The following is a 21,811-nucleotide window of genomic DNA, read 5'->3' on the forward strand; positions in this document are numbered from 1 at the left end:
TTTCTTTCTCGAAATTGACGTGTTTCTTGGTTTCCTGTTCAGTTTTCAAAGATCGTCGCTCTCTCAAGCGCTTTTTAATTTAATCATATTTCTTACCTTTTGACAAGTATTTTTTTAAAAAAATTGTTTTTTTCTTATAAACACCTTTTACAAACTGTTCCTTTTACAAAAATAGATATTGAATATCGTAAACTATTTCAATAACGTATCATCAACTTGTAAACAAAGATAAGATATTTCATCAAAAGTATAATGTTGAATGACACAAGCTTTCAAACATTTTGTTTGTTCTTCCTTTTCAAGCGAAAGGTTCATAAATGTTTCAAATGTTGGAGGATTGCTCATACCTACTTTGGCTCTTTGTACGATCCAAGTTCCCATATGCTTCTTTTTCGCAATCGTATAGGGCAATACACTTTTCATTTCATCATAACCTATGAGAATATTCATCACATGCTTATTTTGTATAGACCAAAATGCTGGATCTAAACAAATCGGAAAGTCCGGTTTTGTTTCTAATACTACTGGTTCATACGTTCCCCAAAATGCAAAGCTATAAACAGGATGCTTAGAACGTCGGACTTTGGGATTGCGTAAAAATTGGATGCCAAACCCATCACAACCCGTTAAACGACTTCGATAGCCCGGCTGGTCTTTACGCATTTCTTTCCATTGATCATAATTCAACCCATCCAAACAGCTAGGATCTAAGCATGAATCATCAAAAGTTGGAACAAAAATACATCCGGAATCGGTCACGACATGCATCAGAGCTTCGATACATGTTTGGCCTTTTCCTAAAATAGAGTCCATTGCATCTGTATTTGCTTGTAAACAAACGATGGACCCCTCTTGAATACCCATTTTTTGATAAATTTTGATCATGTCTTTCTTTGTTTGCATGCAAATATCTTAACATAGAAAAGGCACGTATTGAAATCATACGTGCCCATTGGTTATTTTCTTAATTGTGCGCCAAAATCTTTTTCTAACATATCGAGGATCTTATCAAATAATGTATTGATATCTTCATCTTTCAATGTTTCTTTGTTCGACTGGAATAAGATCGAGAAAGCCACCGATTTCAAATTCTTTGGCATTGGTGCACCTTGATATACATCAAAAACTTCTACATTTTGAATGATATTTTCTTTATGTAATCGGCCATTTCTTTGAATTGCTGTCACAATGTCACCAACTGGAATCTTTCGTTCGATCACACAAGCTACATCGCGTGTAACGCTTTGATATTTACTTATTGGTGTAAATTTAATTTTCGATTTTTTTACGTTTATGATAGCGTCTAGATCCAATTCAGCCATAACAACATCATCGCATTTTGTATCTTTGCCATATTGTGGATGAATTTGACCAATATATCCAATCATTTCTTTATCGATCCAAACTTCGCAAGAACGATATGGATGAAAATGCGTCATATCCGTATGATTTTCTTTATATTGAATTCGTTGATTGGACACTCCCACATGATCGAGTAATTCTTCTACCAGTCCCTTCGCAGTATAAAAATCAGCTGGAATGGAAAAAGAATCCCATCGCGTTTCTTGTAAGTTTCCCGATAAAATAAATGCTAAGTGTTTCTTGTACGTATCGATATTTTCTACATCACTTAACTCAAAGACATTGATATTTGGGATTGAATGTGCCTTATTATAAGCCACAACATCTAATAAACTAGGTAGAATGCTTGTACGGATCCAATGTCGTTCTTCACTAATTGGTAATGCTAATTCGGTTGCTACACCAACTGGCAAAATGGCATTATCTTTCTTTTCAGTTGAAATCAAAGTATAGGTGATTGCTTCTTGCAGACCTCGTTGTGTCATCATGGTACGTACATAACGAACCAATTGTTGTTTTGGATTCAATTTTCCCTCGGTCATTTCCATCATTGGCAAGGTACTAGGTAAACGATCATATCCTAAAATACGAATAATCTCTTCGCTTAAATCTGCCATACCTTCCATATCGGTACGTGAACTTGGAATAGCACAAACAAATACATCGTTTTCTTTTTTGGGATCAAAATGTAATCGACGGAAAACATCAAAAACCTCATCGTCCGTAAAATCTGTGCCTAATCGATTATTGATTTGATTCAATGTACAAGTCAATGTTTTGGGCTCATAACCATTGTTCCCAAATACAACAGTTTCTTCAATTTCGGTTGCATCCGCGTATTCAATCAATAATTGTACCGCTCGATCCAGTGCTTTCTGACTAGCCAATGGTTCAATACCTTTTTGATAACGAATCGAAGCTTCCGTATTTAAATTTAATCGACGTGCAGTGTTTCGTATCGAAACATGATCAAACTGTGCACATTCGATGATCAATCCTTTGGTATCCTCTTCAATTTTGGAATCATCTCCACCCATGATACCGGCAATACCAATGGGCTTCCCTTGATTGGTGATTACGATGTCTTCTGGTTGTAAATGATAGGTAATGCCATCCAATGCGGTATACTCTTCATCAAAGCCATCAGCAACGGTAATTTCTTGATTATGAATGGCTTCCTTATTGTAAAAGTGCATAGGCTGCCCCGTTTCCAACATGACAATATTAGAAATATCAACTACATTATTGATGCTGTGTACACCACTCGCACGCAATAAGTCTTTCATCCATTGTGGACTTTCTTTAATGGTGATGGAACCAATGACTTTCCCTAAAAAAGAAGGACATTTTGGTGTTAAACTATCAATTTTTAATTGTGTAGCCATTCCCTGATCGGCAACGTGATCAAATTCAGGGAGTTGAACAGGGCGATCCAATATGGCACCTACTTCCAAAGCCATATTAAAAGCTGCTTGGCAATCGTTTCGATTTGGTGTCAACCCAATATCTAAGATCACATCATCCAAACCTAAATATTTGAGTGGATTGGTATTTCCAACCGGTGCATCCGATGGTAAAACTTCGATTCCATGGATTTGTTCTTCACTCAAACTATGTTTATCTACGCCTAATTCAGTTAAGGAACAAATCATACCGTTGCTTTTTTGTCCACGAATGATTCCGGCTTTAATTTCTCCATCTGGTAATTGTGCGCCAACACGAGCAACAATAACTTTTTGTCCAGCTGCTACATTGGGTGCTCCACAAACAATATCCAGAACTTCTTCGCCTACATTTACTGTAGTGCAATGTAAATGGTCACTGTCCGGATGTGGCTGACAAGTTAAAACCTCTCCAATGACAAGGTTTGTTCCTTGGCTCATGGGATACATAGCTTCCACTTCAAAACCTGCACTTGTTACTTTATCCGCAATTTCTTCCATAGAAAGGTCGGATATATCCATATACTGTTCTAACCATTTTCTACTTATTAACATATCTTATATCCTCCCCATCTTATTCAAAACGATCAAACAAGTCACTAAAACGTTGATCATTCGTATAGAAATGACGAATATCATCAATGCCATATTTTAACATGGCAATTCGTTCAATTCCTACACCAAAAGCAAAGCCTGAACATTCATTAGGATCATAACCGGCCATTTTCAACACGTTTGGATGTACTTCGCCAGCACCTAAGATTTCGATCCATCCAGTTCCTTTGCATGTTGGACATCCTTTTCCATTACAAATATGGCAGCTAACATCAACTTCTACACTTGGCTCTGTAAATGGGAAATAACTTGGACGAAACCGTATCTGACGATCTTGGCCAAACATCTTTTTTGCCAAAAATTCCAATGTTCCTTTTAAGTCGGACAAGGTAACGTGCTTACCAACGACCAACCCTTCCATTTGCATGAATTGATGTGAATGCGTCGCATCATCATCATCGCGACGATATACTTTTCCTGGACATACGACTTTAATGGGTAGATTCGGTGCATTTTGTTCTAAAACCGCCATTTGTATAGCCGTTGTGTGCGTACGCAATAAGTTATTTTCATCAATATACAGAGAATCTTGCATAGCTCGGGCTGGATGATCCTTTGGGATATTCGCTCGTTCAAAACAATATTCATCATCTGTGATATCTGCTCCTTCGATGACTTGATACCCTAAACCAATGAATAAATCTTCTAATTGTTCAGTTACTAACGTTAATGGATGAAGATTGGCAGATCGTGTACGACGACCTGGTAAAGTGATATCAATTTTTTCTTTTTCAATTTTGTGATTCATTTCCAAGATGGTCAATTCATCACGTTTGGCTTCAATTCGTTGATTCAAATCTTGCTTCAGTTCATTGACTTTTTTTCCAAAAGCCGGTTTTTCTGCTTTTGGAAGATCTTTCATGTTTTTCATCAAGGCTTGAACAGGACCTTTTTTTCCTAAATAATACACACGTAGATCATTGAGATCTTTTAAATCTTTCGCATCAAGTATTTTCTTCTTCGCTTCTTGATGCAAGTCATCAAAATTCATTATCTTATGTTCCTTTCTAAAATAAAAAAAAGACGTTACAGGAACGAATTTGATTCGCGGTACCATCCTGTTTCGTCTTTTGCGCACTTAATTGCCATGATAACCGTATGAAACGGAGAAGGTTTTAACTTCTACTCCAAGGTGAATTCATTGCCGACTCATGATCAAAACTTCCAGCCAAGGTCTTGACTCTCTTCCATGGTAGAGACAATTACTACTCCTTTTCATCGTTTTAACGTATAAAATTATACAAAATTTTAAACAACGTTTCAATAAAATGCTAGAATTATTTTATGCAGATCATTACTTCAACACAAAACAAACGAATCAAAGAACGAGCAAAATTACTGAAAAAGAAAAAAAGAGATCAAACGGGCTGTTTCTTGATTGAAGGAAGTCACATGATCCAGGAAGCTTTACGCGCCCAAGTCCTGGATGAATTGTATGTTGTCGAAGGTTCTTCTCTAAGCATCGACTTTCCGCAAATCATTTGTACGCAGCCCGTTATCAATCGGTTAAGTCAACAAAAATCCGATGCGAAATATATTGGGGTTTGCCACAAAAAAATCAATACTGAAAAAGATGTGAAACGTGTTCTTTTATTAGATGATGTACAAGATCCAGGTAATGTGGGGACCATATTTCGGACTGCCTATAGTTTTGGATATGATAAGATATTTCTTTCCAAACATTGTGCAGATGTCTATAACCCTAAAACCATTCAATCCACACAAGGTTCTTTGTTTCATCTGGATTTTGCTTATGTAGATCTTGTGGATACCATTCAAAAATTACAGAAACAAAACATGCAAATATTTGGTTCGGCGCTCCACAAAAATTCGCAAAGCTTACAAGACATTACCGTTCCAAAAACATTTGGAATCGTCTTAGGACATGAAGGCCATGGCATACATGAAGCAATTTTAGATCTTTGTGATCAATGGGTCCATATCGAGATGGACCAATTTGAAAGTTTGAATGTAGCTGTTGCAGCTGCTATTCTTTGTTATGAAATGCGATACAATAAATAAGGCACTTTACGAAAAAGTGCCTTATTTATTAATTGGTTTTTTATTGGTTCGACCTAAAATATAATCCACGCTTAGATCATAATAATCTGCCAAACGAATGAGTTGTTCTAATGGGATAGAGCGCTCCCCACTTTCATAACGTGCATAAGTTCGCGCACTGACATGGATCAGTTTAGCGATATCTGCTTGCGTTAAATCGTGGTCTTCTCTCAGATCCCTTAATCGTTTGAGTTTCATACTGACCACCCTCATTTATTATCTGATGCACAACATCATTCTCTTCCTATAACTATTTTAGCATTCCTTTTCATAAAATTCAGGATAGTGGCATAATTGTATAATTTAATGTAATAAATGGAAAAGTGTTGCAAAAAAAATCGATTAGGCTTCCCTAGTCGATTTCATGAATATAAATATTATTGACACGATCGGGACCAACCGATACCATCGAAATCCGCACACCGACAAATGACTCAATGAAAGAAAGATAATCTTTGGCTGCTTGTGGCAATTCATCGTAGCTACTCATTTTAGATATATCTTCGGTCCAACCTTTAAATTCTTTATATACTGGTTTTGCTTTCGCAACATCCGCTTGATCACTTGGGATATACTCATAAACTTTGCCATCGATTTCATAACCAACACAAGCTTTTATGATATCCAGTCCGGTCAATACATCAATTTTTGTGATCACAATATCGGTTAAACCATTCATCATATGCGCATGTTTGACAACTAATAAGTCCAACCAGCCACAACGTCTAGGTCTTCCTGTTGTAGCACCAAATTCAAAACCGTGCTGACGAATCCATTCGCCTTGTTCGTCTAACAATTCGGTCACAAATGGCCCTTCTCCTACACGTGTCGAGTACGCTTTAACAACACCAACAACGGTTTTAATTTTACTTGGAGCCACACCAGCACCTGTTGTTACCCCACCAGCTGTTGGGCTTGAAGAAGTAACAAATGGGTAGGTTCCATAATTAATATCCAACATGGCTGCTTGAGCACCTTCAAATAGCACACGCTTATTTGCATCGATAGCTTCATTGACCATATGTGTTGTTTCTTTAATTCTTGGTACGATCAAATCATGGATTTTTTCAAAAGAGGCAACCATCTCATCATAATCCAAAGGCTCTGCTCCGTAAATTTTTGTAAAGAGCTTATTTTTAAAGGTCAAACATTCTTTTAGGCGGGCTTTAAAAGTTTCAAAATTGATAAATTCATGAAAGCGAATTCCTGTACGTGCGTATTTATCTGCATAACAAGGACCAATTCCACGTTGTGTCGTACCAATTCGATTACCACTGGCTTCTTCTTCTAATTTGTCTTGATATTTATGATAAGGCATTAACATCTGGGCACGATCACTAATGATTATATGATCCGTTGACAAACCAGATGCTTCTAATGTTTTCATTTCTTCTAATAATACAAAAGGGTTACAAACGACGCCTGGCCCAATAATACAGATTGCATCTTCATGCAAAACACCACTAGGTAATAAATGCAAAACATGCTTTTTGCCATTGACTACAACTGTATGACCGGCATTATCACCGCCTTGGAAACGAACGATCATATCTGCTTTTTCAGCTAATACATCGACGATTTTTCCCTTTCCTTCATCTCCCCATTGGGTACCTACTACGACTTGGCTCTTCATAGAATAGCCTCCTTTTTCTGACAAATTAAAGTATACGGTATAAATAAGTTCTGTCAACCAAATCAAGATTTACTTTCCAATTCAAAAGAATACTTTTCTTCATAATGATGGATCATGTCACGATATCCATCTTTGTTTTGTTCTATATATTTATGTAAAAATCGATGAACATTAAAATCTTGCTCTGCTTCTTTGATCACATCCAAAGCCAAAGAGGCACAATGCTCACTCATTCGCAACATACAATTTAATAAATCATATAATTCATACCCTTTGGATTGGTCGCATTCACCACTCTTGATTCGCAATACATGCTGCTTTTTGGCTTCGTTACAATCCAATGTGATCAATTCTCGTAGAGGAAATACTTTCTTCATAGATTCATCATCATTTTCCAAAAAACCATCCACAGTAATTGTAACAATTTCTTTTGTAGCTTCCATGATCACCGTAACTTCATCCATTGCTTGTAAAGAAAAAGTTCTTTTCGTATTGTGCAAATGACGAACAACTTGTGCAAAATCTAAAGCATAATCCGAAATTTTCTCAAAATCACTGATTGCTTGTAATGATTTGTTGATCATTTTGCTTTGTTCTAAATTCACACCAGCAGACATGAGCTTGACGAGATAATTTCCTAGTTTATCTTCATATTTATTCAAAGAGGATTCCAGTTCTACCGTACGTGTATAATTATGTTCATCATAATGATGCATTAATGAAAACGAACGATTCACATTTTTTCGCGTATCATTGGCCATGTCCGCCATCACGATCATGCTTTGTTCATAAGCAACGTCTGGATTGGATAAAAACCGTTCTTCCAATAAATCAAAATTGGCACGACTTTCTTTTTCCTCATCTGTAATTGGAATTATTTTATAAATCAAATATTCAATTCCTTTCACAAATGGTAACATCATCGTCATGACAACCATTCGATATATCGTATTGAGTGCAGCAATTGAAAATGGATTCATGATGGCCGTATACATTTCAAAATGCATAAATGCATCCACAGGATAATAGAGGCATCCCAAGAGCATACCAATTGTACAAACGAGCAAATATACCAATGATGTCCGATGGCCGTTTCGATTGGCACCAATCGCAGCTAATAAGATAGGAGTGGAAGCCCCTATTCCCATTCCTAAAATCATGGGGAATGCTGCTTGAAAGGAAATGGCACCAGTTACACTTAGAGCTTGTAAAACACCAACCGATGCGGATACACTTTGTAGGAGTGCAGCAAAGGCTATGCCAAATAAAATACCAAGTATCGGATTGGTTAATGAAGTCATCATAGAGATAAAAACCGGATTGGTTTTTAGTGGTGTAACAGCGCTTGACATCATCGACATACCTGTCATTAGAACAGCAAATCCTAACAGGATGGTTCCTAAATGGACGAGGGTTTCGCGTTTTGCGAACATATGCAAAAGAATGCCAACAATCGCAGCCACAGCAGCAATTGTTGCACTTGATATCAATGCTGCAATGCCATTTCCTGCATCAATATAAGATAAGCAAACAACCCAACCGGTAATGGCAGTACCGATATTTGCCCCCAAGATGACACCAATGGCTTGTGACACTTTCATCATTCCTGAATTCACAAATCCGACAACCATAACTGTAGTCGCCGATGAAGATTGAATCACACAAGTAACGGCCGTTCCTAATAAAAAGCCTTTCCATGGAGAATTGGTCAAATGATATAAAATCAACTCCAATTGATTACCAGCAACTTTTTTTAGGCCATCTCCCATCTCACTCATGCCATAGAGAAATAAGGCCACGCCACACAAAAGGCTTAAAATCATAGTTACATTTTCCATACATATCTCCTGTAATTTAATTCGATTTTACATTGATTTTATATTTACTTTATATTAAGAATAGCATACTTTCGCAGATCCCGAATAAAAAAATCAAGATACAATAAAATAAGCAGTTTCTATTTGCACTCATTTCTAATCTATGATAAAATAAACAAGCACTTAGGGGTATAGTTCAATGGTAGAACAGCGGTCTCCAAAACCGTTGATGTGGGTTCAACTCCTGCTACCCCTGCCATTTTATGGTCATCTTGTCCAGAAATGCTTTATGTAAAGTATTTCTGGTTTTTTTATACAATGTACTTCATCGTGTTGAATTGGACATATTTTATTATGGAAATGAATTCAAAAAAGAGCGGATGAATGCCGCCCTCAATCGATCTTTGAATAAAAATCGTCTTTTAAAAATTTGTTAAATACGTTTCTTTATGATAACGCCTCCCAAAGCAGCCAAAGCTGTCATCATTTCGCTCATAAATAGATTCATCTCAACACCAGTATCTACACTTCTCTGTTTCTGAGATATTTTCGAAACGGGCGGTTGCTCAGATGTAATCGTTGTTTCCACCTCATATTTTGGAACGGATACTTCTATTTCTGGCGGTGTTACAACACCCTTTTCAAAAGCCAATTTGATTTCTTCCGGTTGCATCGCAATCATGGAATCTTCACCAAAAATACCAGCTACTATGGATGAATTATTTCCCGATGTGGAATGACTTCCCACAAAGGATCGCTTTGCAGATTGATTCCAACTCCAACGAACACTATTTGAATCTAAGATATTCCCTGAAGATTGTGATACATCTCCACTACCCGCAGAATAACCAGCATTCGTATGTTTGACATTTTTTCCTGCTTCTATATTTTTTGCACTTTCCATACCACCTAGATTGGAAACTAACTGATCATTATCTATGTCATTAAAAGTAAAGGTTGCAACTTCACCAGTTGTTTCTACTTTAAAATCATAAGAACGCACAAAGTCTAAGATACGGCCCGATCCAGACCATCCTCCACTTGTATTTCCACCTTCTCCAGTATTACCACTGCTTCCTGTTCCCGAATAGGTTGCAAACACGCCCCAAGCAATGGCACCATTATTTTTGCCCCATATCGCAACATACGTTCCAGTATTGTTTGGTGCTTGAATATTGCTAAACGTTAATTGAACATCGCCATTAGATGTATTGCGAACCATTACGGAACCACTGCCATTGATCTTGAAAATGTTATTGAATTCAGCATCTGTATTTTGATTCAAAGCATTGGATTGAATCGCATATCGCGCTGCATCTTTTAATGATCCACTCGCAAAATCAACAACATTTTCATTTCCTGTCATCTTTTGAGCGGTCTTGGCCACGACTGTTGTGTTATCTGTCCATTGAACTCCACTTTTCTTTGCGGATTCACCCGATTCATAGTCGGCTAATGCTTGACGATACGTCTCCAACTGTTGTCGTAAGCTTGCTGCCAATTTATCTTGATTTGCGATTGCTTGTGAAACAGCTGCTGAATAGGCCAATTGATTTTGATGAATGGCATCTCGCAAAGCCTGGCCGGTCAATCCTTCTAAACTTACATATTCCGGTGTATAGTCTTTGTCAGGTAGATTCAAAAGTACGATCTTCGCCTGTAGATTGTTTGCTTTACCTTTGTTTTCTTCAATCAACTTTAACGCATCATGACGTATCGTATCCATTTGTTCGGTTGACTCTTGTAAAGCTTTTTGATCAGCATGGATAATATCTATAGCTTCTTTTGCTTCCTTTACGCTAAGAGCTGCATCATTCAATTCCTTCAACATTTCGTTTGTCTTTTTTGTCGCATTTTGATCATTGATGGTTACCTTCTCTGTATCTTTTTGATGAATGATGACATCACTCTTTTTGGCAACTTCTACATCTTTGGCAAATGTATCCTGCGCATCGTCTATCGTGGATACAGCCTGATCTTGAGTAACATGATCGACAGAGGCTGGAATCTTGGTATCTTGTTTTTCAGTTGTCTCTATCGTAGTATTGCTTTCTAGATCTAAATTTTCTTCTAATGGAACCGGTGCCTGATTGACTTCATCTGCATGTACCATGACATTGGTTCCTAGCCCAATTGCAGCAAAAGCACCAGCAATGGCCAGCATTCTTGTACAAGCTTCTACATTTGATTTTCGAATTTCCCAATTTTGTTGTGTATACATTTCTTTTTCTCTCTTTCTATCTTACTTTTCGCTTCTTTGAAAGTAAGTAGAGGTCCGCACCTTATTTCGTTTCATTTTCTTCCTCCTCTATATTCATTTACGTGAGCTTTTTTAAAAAGACAAAAAAAACCGTATAAGTATTTAACCCATACGGTAGAATCGTCCATTTTCTATATACAAATTTATGTCAGCCCGAAAAGAATGATGAGAAACCACTTCTATATTGTATTTATCACTCTTTTCATAAAATTTTATAGCTTCTGCTTTTCCCAATCCTCCTTGGATTTTTCTTTGAATCAATCTTTGCTTCAAAATATTGGCATCTTCTTGCAGTAACATGCTTGTATCACATAAGGAATATAATTTATTCCAAGGCTTTTGATCCAGCAACAAATAATTTCCCTCAATAATGATGATATCTTTGGTCACATGAATCTGGTCATTGATCACATCATGAATCTGACGATCATAAATTGGCCATAGTACGTCTTGTGTTTTCATTTGTTTAATTTTTTCAAACAAAGCATCGACATCAAAAGTTTCTGGTCCACCTTTAATGGATCGTAATAAAAGAGATTTTCCATTTCGTTTGGTCGTGTGTGTTTCTAAATAATGATTGGGATAATGAAAACCATCCATTCCTAAACCTTGGATATGACTTGATAAGTGTTCAAATAAGAACATTAAAGTGGATTTACCAGCTCCTGGAGGAGCTGCTAAAAAAACTATCGTTTTCCCTGATCTTGATTCTAAACTTTGAATCCAAGGTTTCCAAATTGTTTCAATATCGTTTTGATCATATTGAGCATGAACCGGTAATCCATTGACCATCCAATCAAACTGTATGATCGTCAATTTTGTTCCTCCATCATTGTGTTTTACTAAAAAATATCACAAATCGAATTTCCTTTCCATAAATAACCATCCATGATTTTTTCAAATTATTCGTGTCACAATGACCTTGTTTAGAAAAACATAATAAAAGGGCATATCAACAATAGATATACCCTGTACATTAATTAGAAGAAGTTTGAATAAATGGTTGAATAGCTTGTGCTAAGTTATGAATATTTCGCGTTTGGATCAAGACTTTGCCCTTGCCATGAAATTCATTGACCAAGCCTTCACCGGTAGTGAATCCAAACGCACCACTTGCAATACGAATTGCATATTCTAAAGAAGTATCCCAAGCTACGACATGTTCATTATCAATCGTTAGCGGACGATCGAAAGTGACATCTAAAACCAAAAGATCACCAAATGCATTGACCATGACATCGCCGTATCCTTCGGTTTCCATGATGAAAAATCCTCCAGTGCCACCTAATAAAGCCTTACCAACCGATTGTTTTTTCATCACATAGGAAACGCTATCATCACAACAAAGAAAAGCACCTGTATTTAAACAATATTGATGGTTCTGATCAACTGTTAAACATTGTATTTTTCCAGGCGTCGAAGGTGCAACGCCAATACAAGCATCATCGCTTAGTCCTTTCGCGTGTGTCATAAATAAACTTTCGCCACTGGTCAAGCTACGTCCCATGGCGCTGATCAAACCGCCAACACCCTTCTTTTTGGAATTCATCTTACCACTTAATTCAACATTTGAAAGATAGGCCATGGCCCCTCGTTCAATTTTTATTACCTCATCTCGATCCAAATGGATATGAACCAACGGACAATCCGAATCACCTTGAATTTGATATTTCATATTTTCCTCCACTGCCTGTCTTCTAAATTATTATATCATGTAAATGCTTTCATCCGCATTCTTCTTTTTCTTTTTTATAGAAGCGATTATAATATAAAAACAGGAGGATATTTAATGAATCTAAATATAATACAAAAACAAGTCGAACAAGCTGTTAAAGAAGTTTGTGATGCCGCTCATTTACACGAAGGGCAACTTTTTGTCGTTGGTTGTTCTTCTTCTGAAGTATTAGGTGAAATGATTGGCACACACACAAGTGTGGATGTAGCAAAAGTGGTTTATGAAGGAATCATTCAGGTATTAGAGCCAAGAAAAATCGATCTGGCCGTTCAATGTTGTGAACATTTAAATCGTGCGCTTGTTGTTGATCAAGCCGTCATGAAAAAAAATAATTTAGAACAAGTCAATGCAATTCCTCAACCCAATCATGCTGGTGGTGCTTTAGGGACTGTTGCATATAAAGAAATGAAAGAGGCTGTTGTTGTCGAAGACATTCATGCCCAAGCCGATGCAGGAATCGATATTGGTAGTACCCTCATTGGTATGCACATTCATCCGGTTGTCGTTCCTTTACGAATTTCCATAGATACCATTGGACAAGCTCGTCTGACTTGTGCACGACGTCGGCCTAAATATGTTGGTGGTGCGCGGGCCATCTATGATGAAAAATTAATGTAGAAAATTTTCGCATCTAAACAAAAAATTCACTTTGTATTGATAAGCTATCAATCGAGGTGATTTTTTTATGCCAAATTTTATTTACTATGATTATATGACCAGCCGTGTTTGTCTTGTTAAAGAAGATCAAACGACCTATGAAACAGACAAAAATATCAAAAAATATCTGGATCGTATTTGTTTGGAAAATGGCTCCACCCTGAAAGGGCGAATCGAGGCTTATAAATACAATATGTCTCGTTTTCGTCGTGTTCCGATCCTTGTCAGTCCGCATTTACTGTATTTCCCCGTTTCTACGGTCGAACATATGGAAGATACATATGTCAATATGTATGCCATTTCCCATATTGAATATCAAGAAAAAAAGTGTACGATCCACTTTTTAGATCATACACAATTACAATGTAAGAATCCCAAACAAATCGAGAAAACCTACTTTTATTCACAACAATATGCTTTACATTTTTAGCATCCGCCACAATCTGAACAATGCGAATCTTTCATGGATTTCTCATAGCGCAATGTATTCAAGGCAAATGCCTCAATTTGTACTAATGCATCTTCTTGAAGATGGTCCACGCCAATGATCGTACAAGCTGGATAAGGTGCCTCAAAAAATTGTTTATAAACTTGCAAGAAAACCTCACGATCTTCTAAATGTTTCAAGTAAATGGTTGTCTTTACAATGTGGCGCATTTCCAAATGCATCAAAGATAGTTGTCCATCCAGTTTTTCACAAGCGGTTCGTGCTTGCTGCTCAATTGTCTGTCCTTGGCCAGTTTGTCCACTCACAAAAACAAAGTCGCCCAAGCTCACGATATTTGAAATACATTCATCTTGTATATTTTTTCCATGTAGAAATACATTCATAAGAAATCCTCCACGATCATTATACGGATTCTGATTCATCTTCCAAAGTATTATGCACTAAAATCTTTCGTGGCTTGCTTCCATTCGCTGGACCAATGATTCCTTCTTTTTCTAAAGAATCCATCAATCGGGCAGCACGGGAGTATCCCACTGAAAAGCGTCGTTGAATCAACGATGTACTTGCTCGATTGGATTGGATCACAAATTTTTTTACATCTTCGTACATAGGATCCGATGAAACAGCTTTTACTTGTCCTCCTTGTGAAGCAAGATCTTTGAGCTGAATAAAGGCATCATCATATTGAGGACGTCCTTGTGATTTTACGTATTCAGCAATACGATTCACTTCTTCATCCGTAATAAAGACACCTTGTATTCGATGACAGGTTGTTTCTCCATTAGGTTTATATAACATGTCGCCATAGCCTAACAATCGTTCCGCTCCGACTTGATCAATAATGGTTCGAGAATCGACAGCTTGTGACACTGCAAACGCAATACGACTTGGAATATTTGCTTTGATGACTCCCGTAATAACATCTACACTAGGTCTTTGCGTGGCTACCACCAAATGAATACCCGCAGCACGAGCCAATTGCGTAATTCGTTGAATACTTGCTTCCACTTCTTTCGCCGCTACTAACATTAAATCCGCCAACTCATCAATGATCACCACGATACTTGGCATCGGTTGCAAGTGTTCTTCCGGATGAGCGGCTACCATTTTATTATAAGCAGCAATATTTCGAACTCCTGTTTGTCCAAATACATCGTAACGATGATCCATCATATTCACGATTACTTTTAATGCTTTATTGGCCATGTCCCCGTCTGTGATCACCGGCGCTAATAAGTGAGGAACATCTTGATAAGGGGTGAATTCAACTTTTTTTGGATCAATCAAAACCAATTTTACTTCATCGGGACGAGTTCGCATCAACAATGAACAAATAATAGAATTTACACAAACCGATTTACCGGATCCGGTAGCGCCAGCAATCAATAAATGAGGCATACGGTTTAATTGTCCATAGACATTGGTTCCCATCAAATCTTTTCCCAAACAAAACAATAATTTTTTATCTGCATATTTTGTTGGGATCCCACGCATCAAATCCTTCATTTGTACACTGGTCTTCTCTACATTCGGGATTTCAATACCCACTGCATTTTTTCCTGGAATAGGAGCTTCTACGCGAATATCTGTAGCTGCTAATCCCATTTTAATATCATATTGTAGATTTGAGATCTTATTCACACGTACCCCTAGTTCGGGTTTGATTTCAAACTTGGTCACACTTGGACCAATATGGATCTGTACCAATTCAGCACCAACACCAAATTCATTCAAGATTTCAATCAATTTTTTTCCTTGTTCTTTTGCAGTCGATGCATTGATATTATTTTTGGATTTCTTTTCGATGGGATTCAGAACATTTAGAGAAGGAAGTTTATAGTCTTTATATAGATCTTCGCCAAATTGAAAGGTTGTCCTTGGTTGTTCAACGGGTTGTGTTTCGATCATAGGTTTGACATCGGCTGAATCGATAGGTTCAGGAATGGATACTGATTTTGATACTTCTTTTTTTGAATCCGCATCAATAAACAGGGATTCGGGTTCATCTTCATCCATCTCTTCATCATTCCATGTCTGGTCAATAATTGGCTTTCTTTTCTTTTTTGGTTTCTTCTCTTTTTTTGGTTCATTCACAAGGTTAGCGAGAGAATCATAGCTAAACAATAAAATGCTCATCAATAAAAACAAGATTGCAAATATATAAGAACCAACAACATCAAACATCGAACCTAATAGACCAAACAACAGCGTACCAATCAATCCACCTTGCGTCATAACTTCTCCAGCTAGAATAGAAATGAAATGGCCAAATATAAATTGAAGGCCAAACCAATCGTTGCGACCCAATTCGGCAAACTCTTGAATGGACACAAATAAGAGGCCAGCCATCAAGAATAAACCAGTTGCGATCCAGTATCTTGGCTTGATTCGTTCAAAAGAAAAACGAATGAGTTGCAATAAACAAACAGCGATAAGAAGAATCAAAACGGGTATGGTAAAAATACCCACAAAAAGAGCAACCAAATGGTATAGGAATGCACCAACGATACCCACTTGGATCGTCGCCAAAATGGCCATGGTCGCAATGAAAAGTAGAAGACACATTCGAAGTGCATTCGATTGTGTCTTCTTTGTTGATTGATTCTTTTTCGTGGTCTTTTTTCTTGTTCTTTTTTTTCGTTTGGCATTGGCCATCGAATCACCACCTTTATTTTTTACTATTGATCTCCATGATGACAGGAAGGATCATAGGACGTTTCTTTGTTTGCTTTAAGAGATATTTTGTCACTTTATCACGAATATGATTTCGGGTTTCCATATTATCATATTTTTTCTTTTCAACATCCGATGCAATGGTATCTTCCATGATTTTTGCGACATCTTTTGTGATATATTCGGCATCTCGTAAATAGATCAAACCACGGGTCTGTACATCTGGACCGTTGATGATCTTTTTGGTTTTCGCATCAATACCAACAGCTAAGATGATCACACCATCGGTGGATAAAATTTCTCGATCTTTTAATACGACACCGGCCATATCCCAATCTTTATTCCCATCAATTGGTGTTTCTTGCAGTTCCATTTCCATCCGACAAGAAACCAATCGACCATTTTCAAATTGAGCAACCTGACCATTATCTAAAATTAAGATATTGTTTGGATTATATCCCATATCCATCGCAAGTTGTGCATTAGCATACAATAAACGATATTGCCCTTTGACTGGAATATAGTATTTTGGTCGCAATAAAAACAACATCATCTTAAGATCTTCGATTGAAGGATGCATAGAGACCATGTGACTGGTCAATACTTCCATTTCACCGCCTTCTTTATAAAGATCATTCTCCATGGAGCTAAAGACTCGTTCTGCACCAGGCACGATGGGACTGGCGATACAGAGGATATCATCTTCATGAAATTCAAAAGGTTTCACTTCATTGTTGACAATATTATTGATGGTTCGAAATAGGATGGGACCTTGTTGAGCAATAATAACGACAATATCTTTTAGATCATTCGTGAAATGTTTTTTATCAATGATCAATTCTTCTGGCACTTCATAACCAATAGCCTTTAAATTTTGCATCATTTCTTGTTGCTCTTCTGTAAAGAACATCATCTTGCGTCGATATTTGATACAAGTCTGGATCACTTCTTGCATCCGATAAATACTTTGTAGGTAAACACTCACAAATACACGACGATGGTCATTTTGCTCCAATATTTGTGAAAAATAAGGCGTTAATCGATGATTTGGTGATGTATGACCCGGACGATCTGCACCTTTACTTTCTTGAAGGAGCACAAATACACCTTCTGTTCCTAATTTAGACAAAGCAGACAAACTTCCACGATAATTATTGCTGAGATCATCGTAATCTTCAATAAATTCACCTGAATAAACGATATATCCCTGTTCAGTTAGAATGGCAACACCAAAAGTACCTGGATAGGCATGTGTGATAGGGAAAAAGACGACTTTTCTTCCGCCAATTTTACGCGTATCATGGCGTTTGACCGTATGAATATGCGAGCCCTTCACTTTCATCTGACGATTCTTTTTTTGAATTTGTCGAGCAGCTAAAGGACAAGTATAGACATGTGAAGGAACTTCAGCCAACAAATATGGTAAAGCACTGACCACATCATCGTGCCCATGAGTGATAAATACACCAACCACTCGATCTTTGTGTTCCACTAAATAGGAAATATCTTGAATCACAAATTCGATTCCTAATGATTCTTTTGGATCCGGAAATTTGATGCCAGCTTCAATGACATAGATATCGCCATCAATTTCAACACACATCATATTTTTTCCATCTTCATCTTGTCCACCAAGCATGAAGATCCGAATCGTTTCTTTCTTTGCATTTGGCTTATGAGTAGGCATAAACCCTCCTTACTTACTTATTTGTTTTTATTATAGCACAATGCTTTTCCATCCATAGAGAAGGTTTTTGCTCTTTCAATATAAACATCCACAAAATCACCAGCTTTGATGTTTTCACCCGTAAAATTGATGATCTTATTTTCCGGTGAATAACCTGTAAAAGTAGAAGGATCTTTTTTACTTGGACCATCCACTAATACTTGTACAACTTTTCCTTCATATTGTTTATTTTTTTCTAATGCATATTTATTCCATGTCTGATTCAAGATAGCCAATCGTTTGGATTTCACTTCAGATGGGACGGTATCCTCCATTTTCGCAGCTGGTGTTCCTTCTCTTGGTGAGTAAATAAAGGTAAAACAATTATCAAATTTACAATAATTGACCATGTCTAATGTATGTTGAAATTGCTCATCTGTTTCATTGGGGAACCCAACAATAATGTCTGTGCTAATGGCTACACCAGGGATACGATCTTGAATTTTATCAAATAACGTCTTATAGGATTCAGCTGTATAGCGTCGTCCCATCTTCTTCAATACATCCGAATCACCGGATTGCATCGGTAAATGGACAAAAGGCATAATGTTGTCATATTTTGCAATCACATCAATCATAGCATCGGAAAAATCCCAAGGATGACTGGTCATAAAACGAATACGGGGAATTTCGGTTTCGGCTACTTTTGCAAGCAAAGTCGCAAAATCATAATTGGTAGCCAAGTCTTTTCCATAGGCATTGACATTTTGTCCCAACAATGTAATTTCCTTATATCCATCTTTTTTCAGTTCATTGACTTCTTTTAGAATTTCTTCCATTGTCCGTGAGCGTTCTTTTCCCCGTGTGTAAGGGACAATACAATACGTACAGAACTTATCACATCCATACATGATATTGACCCATGCCTTGTCATTCCCAAAACGATGAACAGGTAAATTTTCATAGACCTCTCCTTCTTTGGAATAGACCTGGATCAGGCGCTCATGCTGATAAATCACTTTATAAAGCATATTTGGCAAATCCTGGATGTTGTGGGTTCCAAACATCAACCGAACTTGTGGATATTTATCAATGATGGTATGGACTAGTTTTTCTTCTTGTGCCATGCATCCACAAACGCCAATCACAAGATCTTTATTTTCTCGATATACACGTTTTAAATTACCAATTTCACCAAGAACTTTTTCTTCGGCATTTTGACGTACGGCACACGTATTGATCAATACAACATCGGCTTGTTCTGGCTTTTCACTTGGCTCAAAATTCATCGCATCCAGAATACCAGCTAATGTTTCACTATCACGTTGATTCGCTTGGCAACCAAAGGTAGAAATATAATACTTTTTCCCTTTGCCGATATATCGTACATAGTCTTCTAATTCAAAATGATTAATATAAGGTACAGCGTTTTTTGTTCGTTTTTGTGCTGCTTTTAAATCGGGTAAGATCCAATCTGATTTAATTTTCATATGTCTTTCCTTTCTTGCAAAAAAAAGAAGGAGTCAAGCTTTGTGGCCTGACCCCTAATGGATACGAGAATTCTTATTGAGTAATTGCGCTAACTGGGCAAGTTCCTACACAAGAACCACAATCGATGCAAGTACCTGCATCACATTGAGATTTTCCTTCATCATCCATTGAAAGTGCTCCAACTGGGCATCCTCCCACGCAAGCACCACAACCGATGCAAGTATCCTTATCAATAGTTACAGCCATAATTATGTCCTCCTTTAAAATTTCCTCTAGAAACAGTATAGAACAAATAGAAAAGGATTCAAGTTAAAACGGTAATATGCAACTAATTAAATTAGTTAATTTTATTTAGCGATTTCTTGTGCGCGAACTTCACGAATAATATTTACTTTGATCTGTCCTGGATATGTCAATTCATCTTCAATCTGATCCTTGATATCACGTGCTAATTTAATACATGTCAAATCATCGACATCTTCTGGATTGACCATAACACGAATTTCTCGACCCGCTTGGATCGCATACGCCGCCTTCACACCTTCATGTTCTTTTGCGATTTTTTCTAGATTCTCTAAACGTTCAATATAGGCTTGCGCACTTTCTTTTCGTGCTCCTGGACGAGCGGCACTGATGGTATCCGCAGCAATGACCAAATGACTGGTTAAATATTTAGGTTCCACATCCCCATGATGTGATTGAATCGCATTCAATACAATATCTTTTTCACCATGCTTCTTACAGAACTTATATCCCAATTCCACATGTGATCCATCATGCTCTTCCACATTCAATGCTTTACCAATATCATGAAGCAAACCAGCCCGTTTCGCAATGTGTTGATTTAAGCCTAATTCAGCTGCCATGCTGCCAGCTAAATAAGCAACTTCCATAGAATGCTGTAAAGCATTTTGACCATAAGAATATCGATATTTCAACACACCCAACTGCTTTACAATTTCGCGATCAATACGACCAATTCCAAGCTTATAAACCGCTTCTTCTCCAGCTTTTAAAATTTCCTGATCCACTTCTTTTTGATATTTTTTTACAACATCTTCAATTCGTCCAGGCTGGATCCGACCATCTCGAATCAAATGTTCTAAGGCTAGACGTGCAATTTCACGGCGAACTGGATTAAAACATGTAATGGTGATCACATCTGGGGTATCATCAATATTCAATTCGACACCGGTCATTTTTTCAAATGCACGAATATTTCGACCTTCACGACCAATGATACGGCCTTTCATTTCTTCGCTAGGAATGGAAACAACACTGACCGTACGCTCCTGCGTTTCGTTTTGTGACATACGTTCGATAGCTAAAGCAATAATTTCCTGGGCTTTTCGATTCGCCGTTTCTTTTGCTTCATCTTCCTTATCCTTGATGTACGCAATGGTTTCGTGCTGCATCTTCTTTTCAACTTTTGCGAACAATTCCTTCTTGGCATCTTGACTAGACATTTTAGCCACGCCCTCTAGGACATCAATTTGTTTATCAATTTGTTCTTGTAATGTTTTCTCTTTTTGATCTAGTGATGACAGTTTATCAGTTACTTTCTGCATCTTGTCATTAACCTGGCGTTCTTTTTGCGACAACGCTTCATCACGGAAATTCAAACTGTCTTCTCGACGAATCAATTTGTTCTCAAAATCCGTGTTTTCTTGTTTTCGCTCTTTGATTTCCTTTTCAGCTTCCACACGCAAATCATGTGCTTGCGTTTTTCCATCTAAAACCGCCTGTTTAATACGAGATTGTGCCTCATTTTCGGCATCTTTTAAGATTCTTTCGGCATTTTGCTGATTCTTATTCAAACCTGCTTTGGAATAAATCACCATCGCGATAATTCCAATCACAAGTCCTGCTATCCCAGATAAAGAGATAATAGCTATATTACTCATACTATTCCTCCTTGAATCTAAGCCAAATATAATTATACACATTTTTT

Annotated in this window: 18 protein-coding genes and 1 tRNA gene; 4 read left to right on the forward strand and 15 right to left on the reverse strand. The window is 37.3% G+C overall.

Annotated elements, in window-relative coordinates; translation table 11 throughout:
• Window positions 1-192: 192 nt before the first annotated feature.
• From MOZ64_RS10120 to pheS, 3 genes are read right to left on the reverse strand one after another with little or no spacing between them, the layout of a single operon-like run.
• Entirely contained in the window at window positions 193-903 is a 711-nt protein-coding gene (locus MOZ64_RS10120; protein ID WP_320326435.1) for an AAC(3) family N-acetyltransferase, read from the reverse strand.
• 53 nt (window positions 904-956) lie between these two features.
• Window positions 957-3,359: a phenylalanine--tRNA ligase subunit beta gene (gene pheT / locus MOZ64_RS10125; RefSeq protein ID WP_320326436.1), complete on the reverse strand. Its 2,403-nt coding sequence runs from the start codon at window positions 3,357-3,359 to the stop codon at window positions 957-959.
• A gap of 19 nt (window positions 3,360-3,378) precedes the next feature.
• The gene (pheS, locus tag MOZ64_RS10130; protein ID WP_320326437.1) at window positions 3,379-4,410 is read right to left on the reverse strand and encodes a phenylalanine--tRNA ligase subunit alpha; all 1,032 of its coding nucleotides are present in this window, start codon (window positions 4,408-4,410) and stop codon (window positions 3,379-3,381) included.
• A 293-nt stretch (window positions 4,411-4,703) separates the two neighbouring features.
• Between pheS and MOZ64_RS10135 the strand changes: the two genes are divergently transcribed.
• Window positions 4,704-5,441 carry a TrmH family RNA methyltransferase gene (locus MOZ64_RS10135; protein ID WP_320326438.1) on the forward strand — a complete coding sequence of 246 codons (738 nt, stop codon included), beginning with the start codon at window positions 4,704-4,706 and terminating at the stop codon, window positions 5,439-5,441.
• 21 nt (window positions 5,442-5,462) lie between these two features.
• Here MOZ64_RS10135 and MOZ64_RS10140 read toward each other — a convergent pair whose 3' ends face one another.
• From MOZ64_RS10140 to MOZ64_RS10150, 3 genes are all read right to left on the reverse strand, one after another.
• Window positions 5,463-5,678: a helix-turn-helix domain-containing protein gene (locus MOZ64_RS10140; protein ID WP_320326439.1), complete on the reverse strand. Its 216-nt coding sequence runs from the start codon at window positions 5,676-5,678 to the stop codon at window positions 5,463-5,465.
• 154 nt (window positions 5,679-5,832) lie between these two features.
• Window positions 5,833-7,113: an adenylosuccinate synthase gene (locus MOZ64_RS10145; RefSeq protein ID WP_320326440.1), complete on the reverse strand. Its 1,281-nt coding sequence runs from the start codon at window positions 7,111-7,113 to the stop codon at window positions 5,833-5,835.
• Between the two features lie 62 nt (window positions 7,114-7,175).
• Complete coding sequence (locus MOZ64_RS10150) at window positions 7,176-8,951, reverse strand: Na/Pi cotransporter family protein (RefSeq protein ID WP_320326441.1); 1,776 nt, start codon at window positions 8,949-8,951, stop codon at window positions 7,176-7,178.
• A 164-nt stretch (window positions 8,952-9,115) separates the two neighbouring features.
• On the opposite strand from MOZ64_RS10150, the gene MOZ64_RS10155 reads away from it, so the two are divergent.
• Window positions 9,116-9,189, forward strand: a tRNA-Trp gene (locus MOZ64_RS10155).
• Window positions 9,190-9,363: 174 nt separating this feature from the next.
• On the opposite strand, the gene MOZ64_RS10160 is transcribed toward MOZ64_RS10155, so the two are convergent.
• The 3 genes from MOZ64_RS10160 to MOZ64_RS10170 all read right to left on the reverse strand — a co-directional run bounded on the left by MOZ64_RS10160 (window position 9,364) and on the right by MOZ64_RS10170 (window position 12,865).
• Window positions 9,364-11,151: an ATP synthase subunit B family protein gene (locus tag MOZ64_RS10160; protein ID WP_320326442.1), complete on the reverse strand. Its 1,788-nt coding sequence runs from the start codon at window positions 11,149-11,151 to the stop codon at window positions 9,364-9,366.
• 141 nt (window positions 11,152-11,292) lie between these two features.
• The gene (locus tag MOZ64_RS10165) at window positions 11,293-12,006 is read right to left on the reverse strand and encodes a nucleoside/nucleotide kinase family protein (protein WP_320326443.1); all 714 of its coding nucleotides are present in this window, start codon (window positions 12,004-12,006) and stop codon (window positions 11,293-11,295) included.
• A gap of 160 nt (window positions 12,007-12,166) precedes the next feature.
• A complete protein-coding gene (locus MOZ64_RS10170; protein WP_320326444.1) occupies window positions 12,167-12,865 on the reverse strand; it encodes a TIGR00266 family protein in 699 nt (232 codons plus the stop codon).
• A 114-nt stretch (window positions 12,866-12,979) separates the two neighbouring features.
• Here MOZ64_RS10170 and MOZ64_RS10175 point away from each other — a divergent pair, with 114 nt between their 5' ends.
• On the forward strand, window positions 12,980-13,543 hold the full coding sequence (locus tag MOZ64_RS10175) for a TIGR01440 family protein (RefSeq protein WP_320326445.1): 564 nt from the start codon (window positions 12,980-12,982) through the stop codon (window positions 13,541-13,543).
• Window positions 13,544-13,610: 67 nt separating this feature from the next.
• On the forward strand, window positions 13,611-14,012 hold the full coding sequence (locus MOZ64_RS10180) for a competence protein ComK (protein WP_320326446.1): 402 nt from the start codon (window positions 13,611-13,613) through the stop codon (window positions 14,010-14,012).
• On the opposite strand, the gene MOZ64_RS10185 is transcribed toward MOZ64_RS10180, so the two are convergent.
• The 6 genes from MOZ64_RS10185 to rny form a co-directional block, all read right to left on the reverse strand.
• The gene (locus MOZ64_RS10185; protein ID WP_320326447.1) at window positions 14,009-14,413 is read right to left on the reverse strand and encodes a RidA family protein; all 405 of its coding nucleotides are present in this window, start codon (window positions 14,411-14,413) and stop codon (window positions 14,009-14,011) included. The two genes, MOZ64_RS10180 and MOZ64_RS10185, sit on opposite strands and share 4 nt — an antisense overlap.
• Window positions 14,414-14,432: 19 nt before the next feature.
• Window positions 14,433-16,685: an FtsK/SpoIIIE family DNA translocase gene (locus MOZ64_RS10190; protein WP_320326448.1), complete on the reverse strand. Its 2,253-nt coding sequence runs from the start codon at window positions 16,683-16,685 to the stop codon at window positions 14,433-14,435.
• Window positions 16,686-16,698: 13 nt separating this feature from the next.
• Window positions 16,699-18,390, reverse strand: coding sequence for a ribonuclease J (locus tag MOZ64_RS10195; protein WP_320326449.1), 1,692 nt, complete (start codon window positions 18,388-18,390; stop codon window positions 16,699-16,701).
• Between the two features lie 17 nt (window positions 18,391-18,407).
• Entirely contained in the window at window positions 18,408-19,859 is a 1,452-nt protein-coding gene (gene miaB, locus MOZ64_RS10200) for a tRNA (N6-isopentenyl adenosine(37)-C2)-methylthiotransferase MiaB (RefSeq protein WP_320326450.1), read from the reverse strand.
• A 73-nt stretch (window positions 19,860-19,932) separates the two neighbouring features.
• On the reverse strand, window positions 19,933-20,106 hold the full coding sequence (locus tag MOZ64_RS10205) for a 4Fe-4S binding protein (RefSeq protein WP_128519966.1): 174 nt from the start codon (window positions 20,104-20,106) through the stop codon (window positions 19,933-19,935).
• Between the two features lie 101 nt (window positions 20,107-20,207).
• Window positions 20,208-21,764, reverse strand: coding sequence for a ribonuclease Y (rny, locus tag MOZ64_RS10210; protein ID WP_320326451.1), 1,557 nt, complete (start codon window positions 21,762-21,764; stop codon window positions 20,208-20,210).
• Window positions 21,765-21,811 lie beyond the last annotated feature (47 nt).

This window comes from Absicoccus intestinalis, assembly GCF_033971885.1.
In the GTDB taxonomy this organism is placed as follows: domain Bacteria; phylum Bacillota_I; class Bacilli_A; order Erysipelotrichales; family Erysipelotrichaceae; genus Absicoccus; species Absicoccus intestinalis.

Coding starts and splice junctions, on each gene's coding strand:
- MOZ64_RS10190 (WP_320326448.1), bottom strand. CDS start 16,685: ATGGCCAATGCCAAACGAAAAAAAAGAACAAGAAAAAAGACCACGAAA.
- rny (WP_320326451.1), bottom strand. CDS start 21,764: ATGAGTAATATAGCTATTATCTCTTTATCTGGGATAGCAGGACTTGTG.
- MOZ64_RS10180 (WP_320326446.1), top strand. CDS start 13,611: ATGCCAAATTTTATTTACTATGATTATATGACCAGCCGTGTTTGTCTT.
- MOZ64_RS10175 (WP_320326445.1), top strand. CDS start 12,980: ATGAATCTAAATATAATACAAAAACAAGTCGAACAAGCTGTTAAAGAA.
- MOZ64_RS10150 (WP_320326441.1), bottom strand. CDS start 8,951: ATGGAAAATGTAACTATGATTTTAAGCCTTTTGTGTGGCGTGGCCTTA.
- pheS (WP_320326437.1), bottom strand. CDS start 4,410: ATGAATTTTGATGACTTGCATCAAGAAGCGAAGAAGAAAATACTTGAT.
- MOZ64_RS10140 (WP_320326439.1), bottom strand. CDS start 5,678: ATGAAACTCAAACGATTAAGGGATCTGAGAGAAGACCACGATTTAACG.
- MOZ64_RS10145 (WP_320326440.1), bottom strand. CDS start 7,113: ATGAAGAGCCAAGTCGTAGTAGGTACCCAATGGGGAGATGAAGGAAAG.
- MOZ64_RS10170 (WP_320326444.1), bottom strand. CDS start 12,865: ATGAAATATCAAATTCAAGGTGATTCGGATTGTCCGTTGGTTCATATC.
- MOZ64_RS10120 (WP_320326435.1), bottom strand. CDS start 903: ATGCAAACAAAGAAAGACATGATCAAAATTTATCAAAAAATGGGTATT.
- MOZ64_RS10185 (WP_320326447.1), bottom strand. CDS start 14,413: ATGAATGTATTTCTACATGGAAAAAATATACAAGATGAATGTATTTCA.
- miaB (WP_320326450.1), bottom strand. CDS start 19,859: ATGAAAATTAAATCAGATTGGATCTTACCCGATTTAAAAGCAGCACAA.
- MOZ64_RS10205 (WP_128519966.1), bottom strand. CDS start 20,106: ATGGCTGTAACTATTGATAAGGATACTTGCATCGGTTGTGGTGCTTGC.
- pheT (WP_320326436.1), bottom strand. CDS start 3,359: ATGTTAATAAGTAGAAAATGGTTAGAACAGTATATGGATATATCCGAC.
- MOZ64_RS10135 (WP_320326438.1), top strand. CDS start 4,704: ATGCAGATCATTACTTCAACACAAAACAAACGAATCAAAGAACGAGCA.
- MOZ64_RS10160 (WP_320326442.1), bottom strand. CDS start 11,151: ATGTATACACAACAAAATTGGGAAATTCGAAAATCAAATGTAGAAGCT.
- MOZ64_RS10195 (WP_320326449.1), bottom strand. CDS start 18,390: ATGCCTACTCATAAGCCAAATGCAAAGAAAGAAACGATTCGGATCTTC.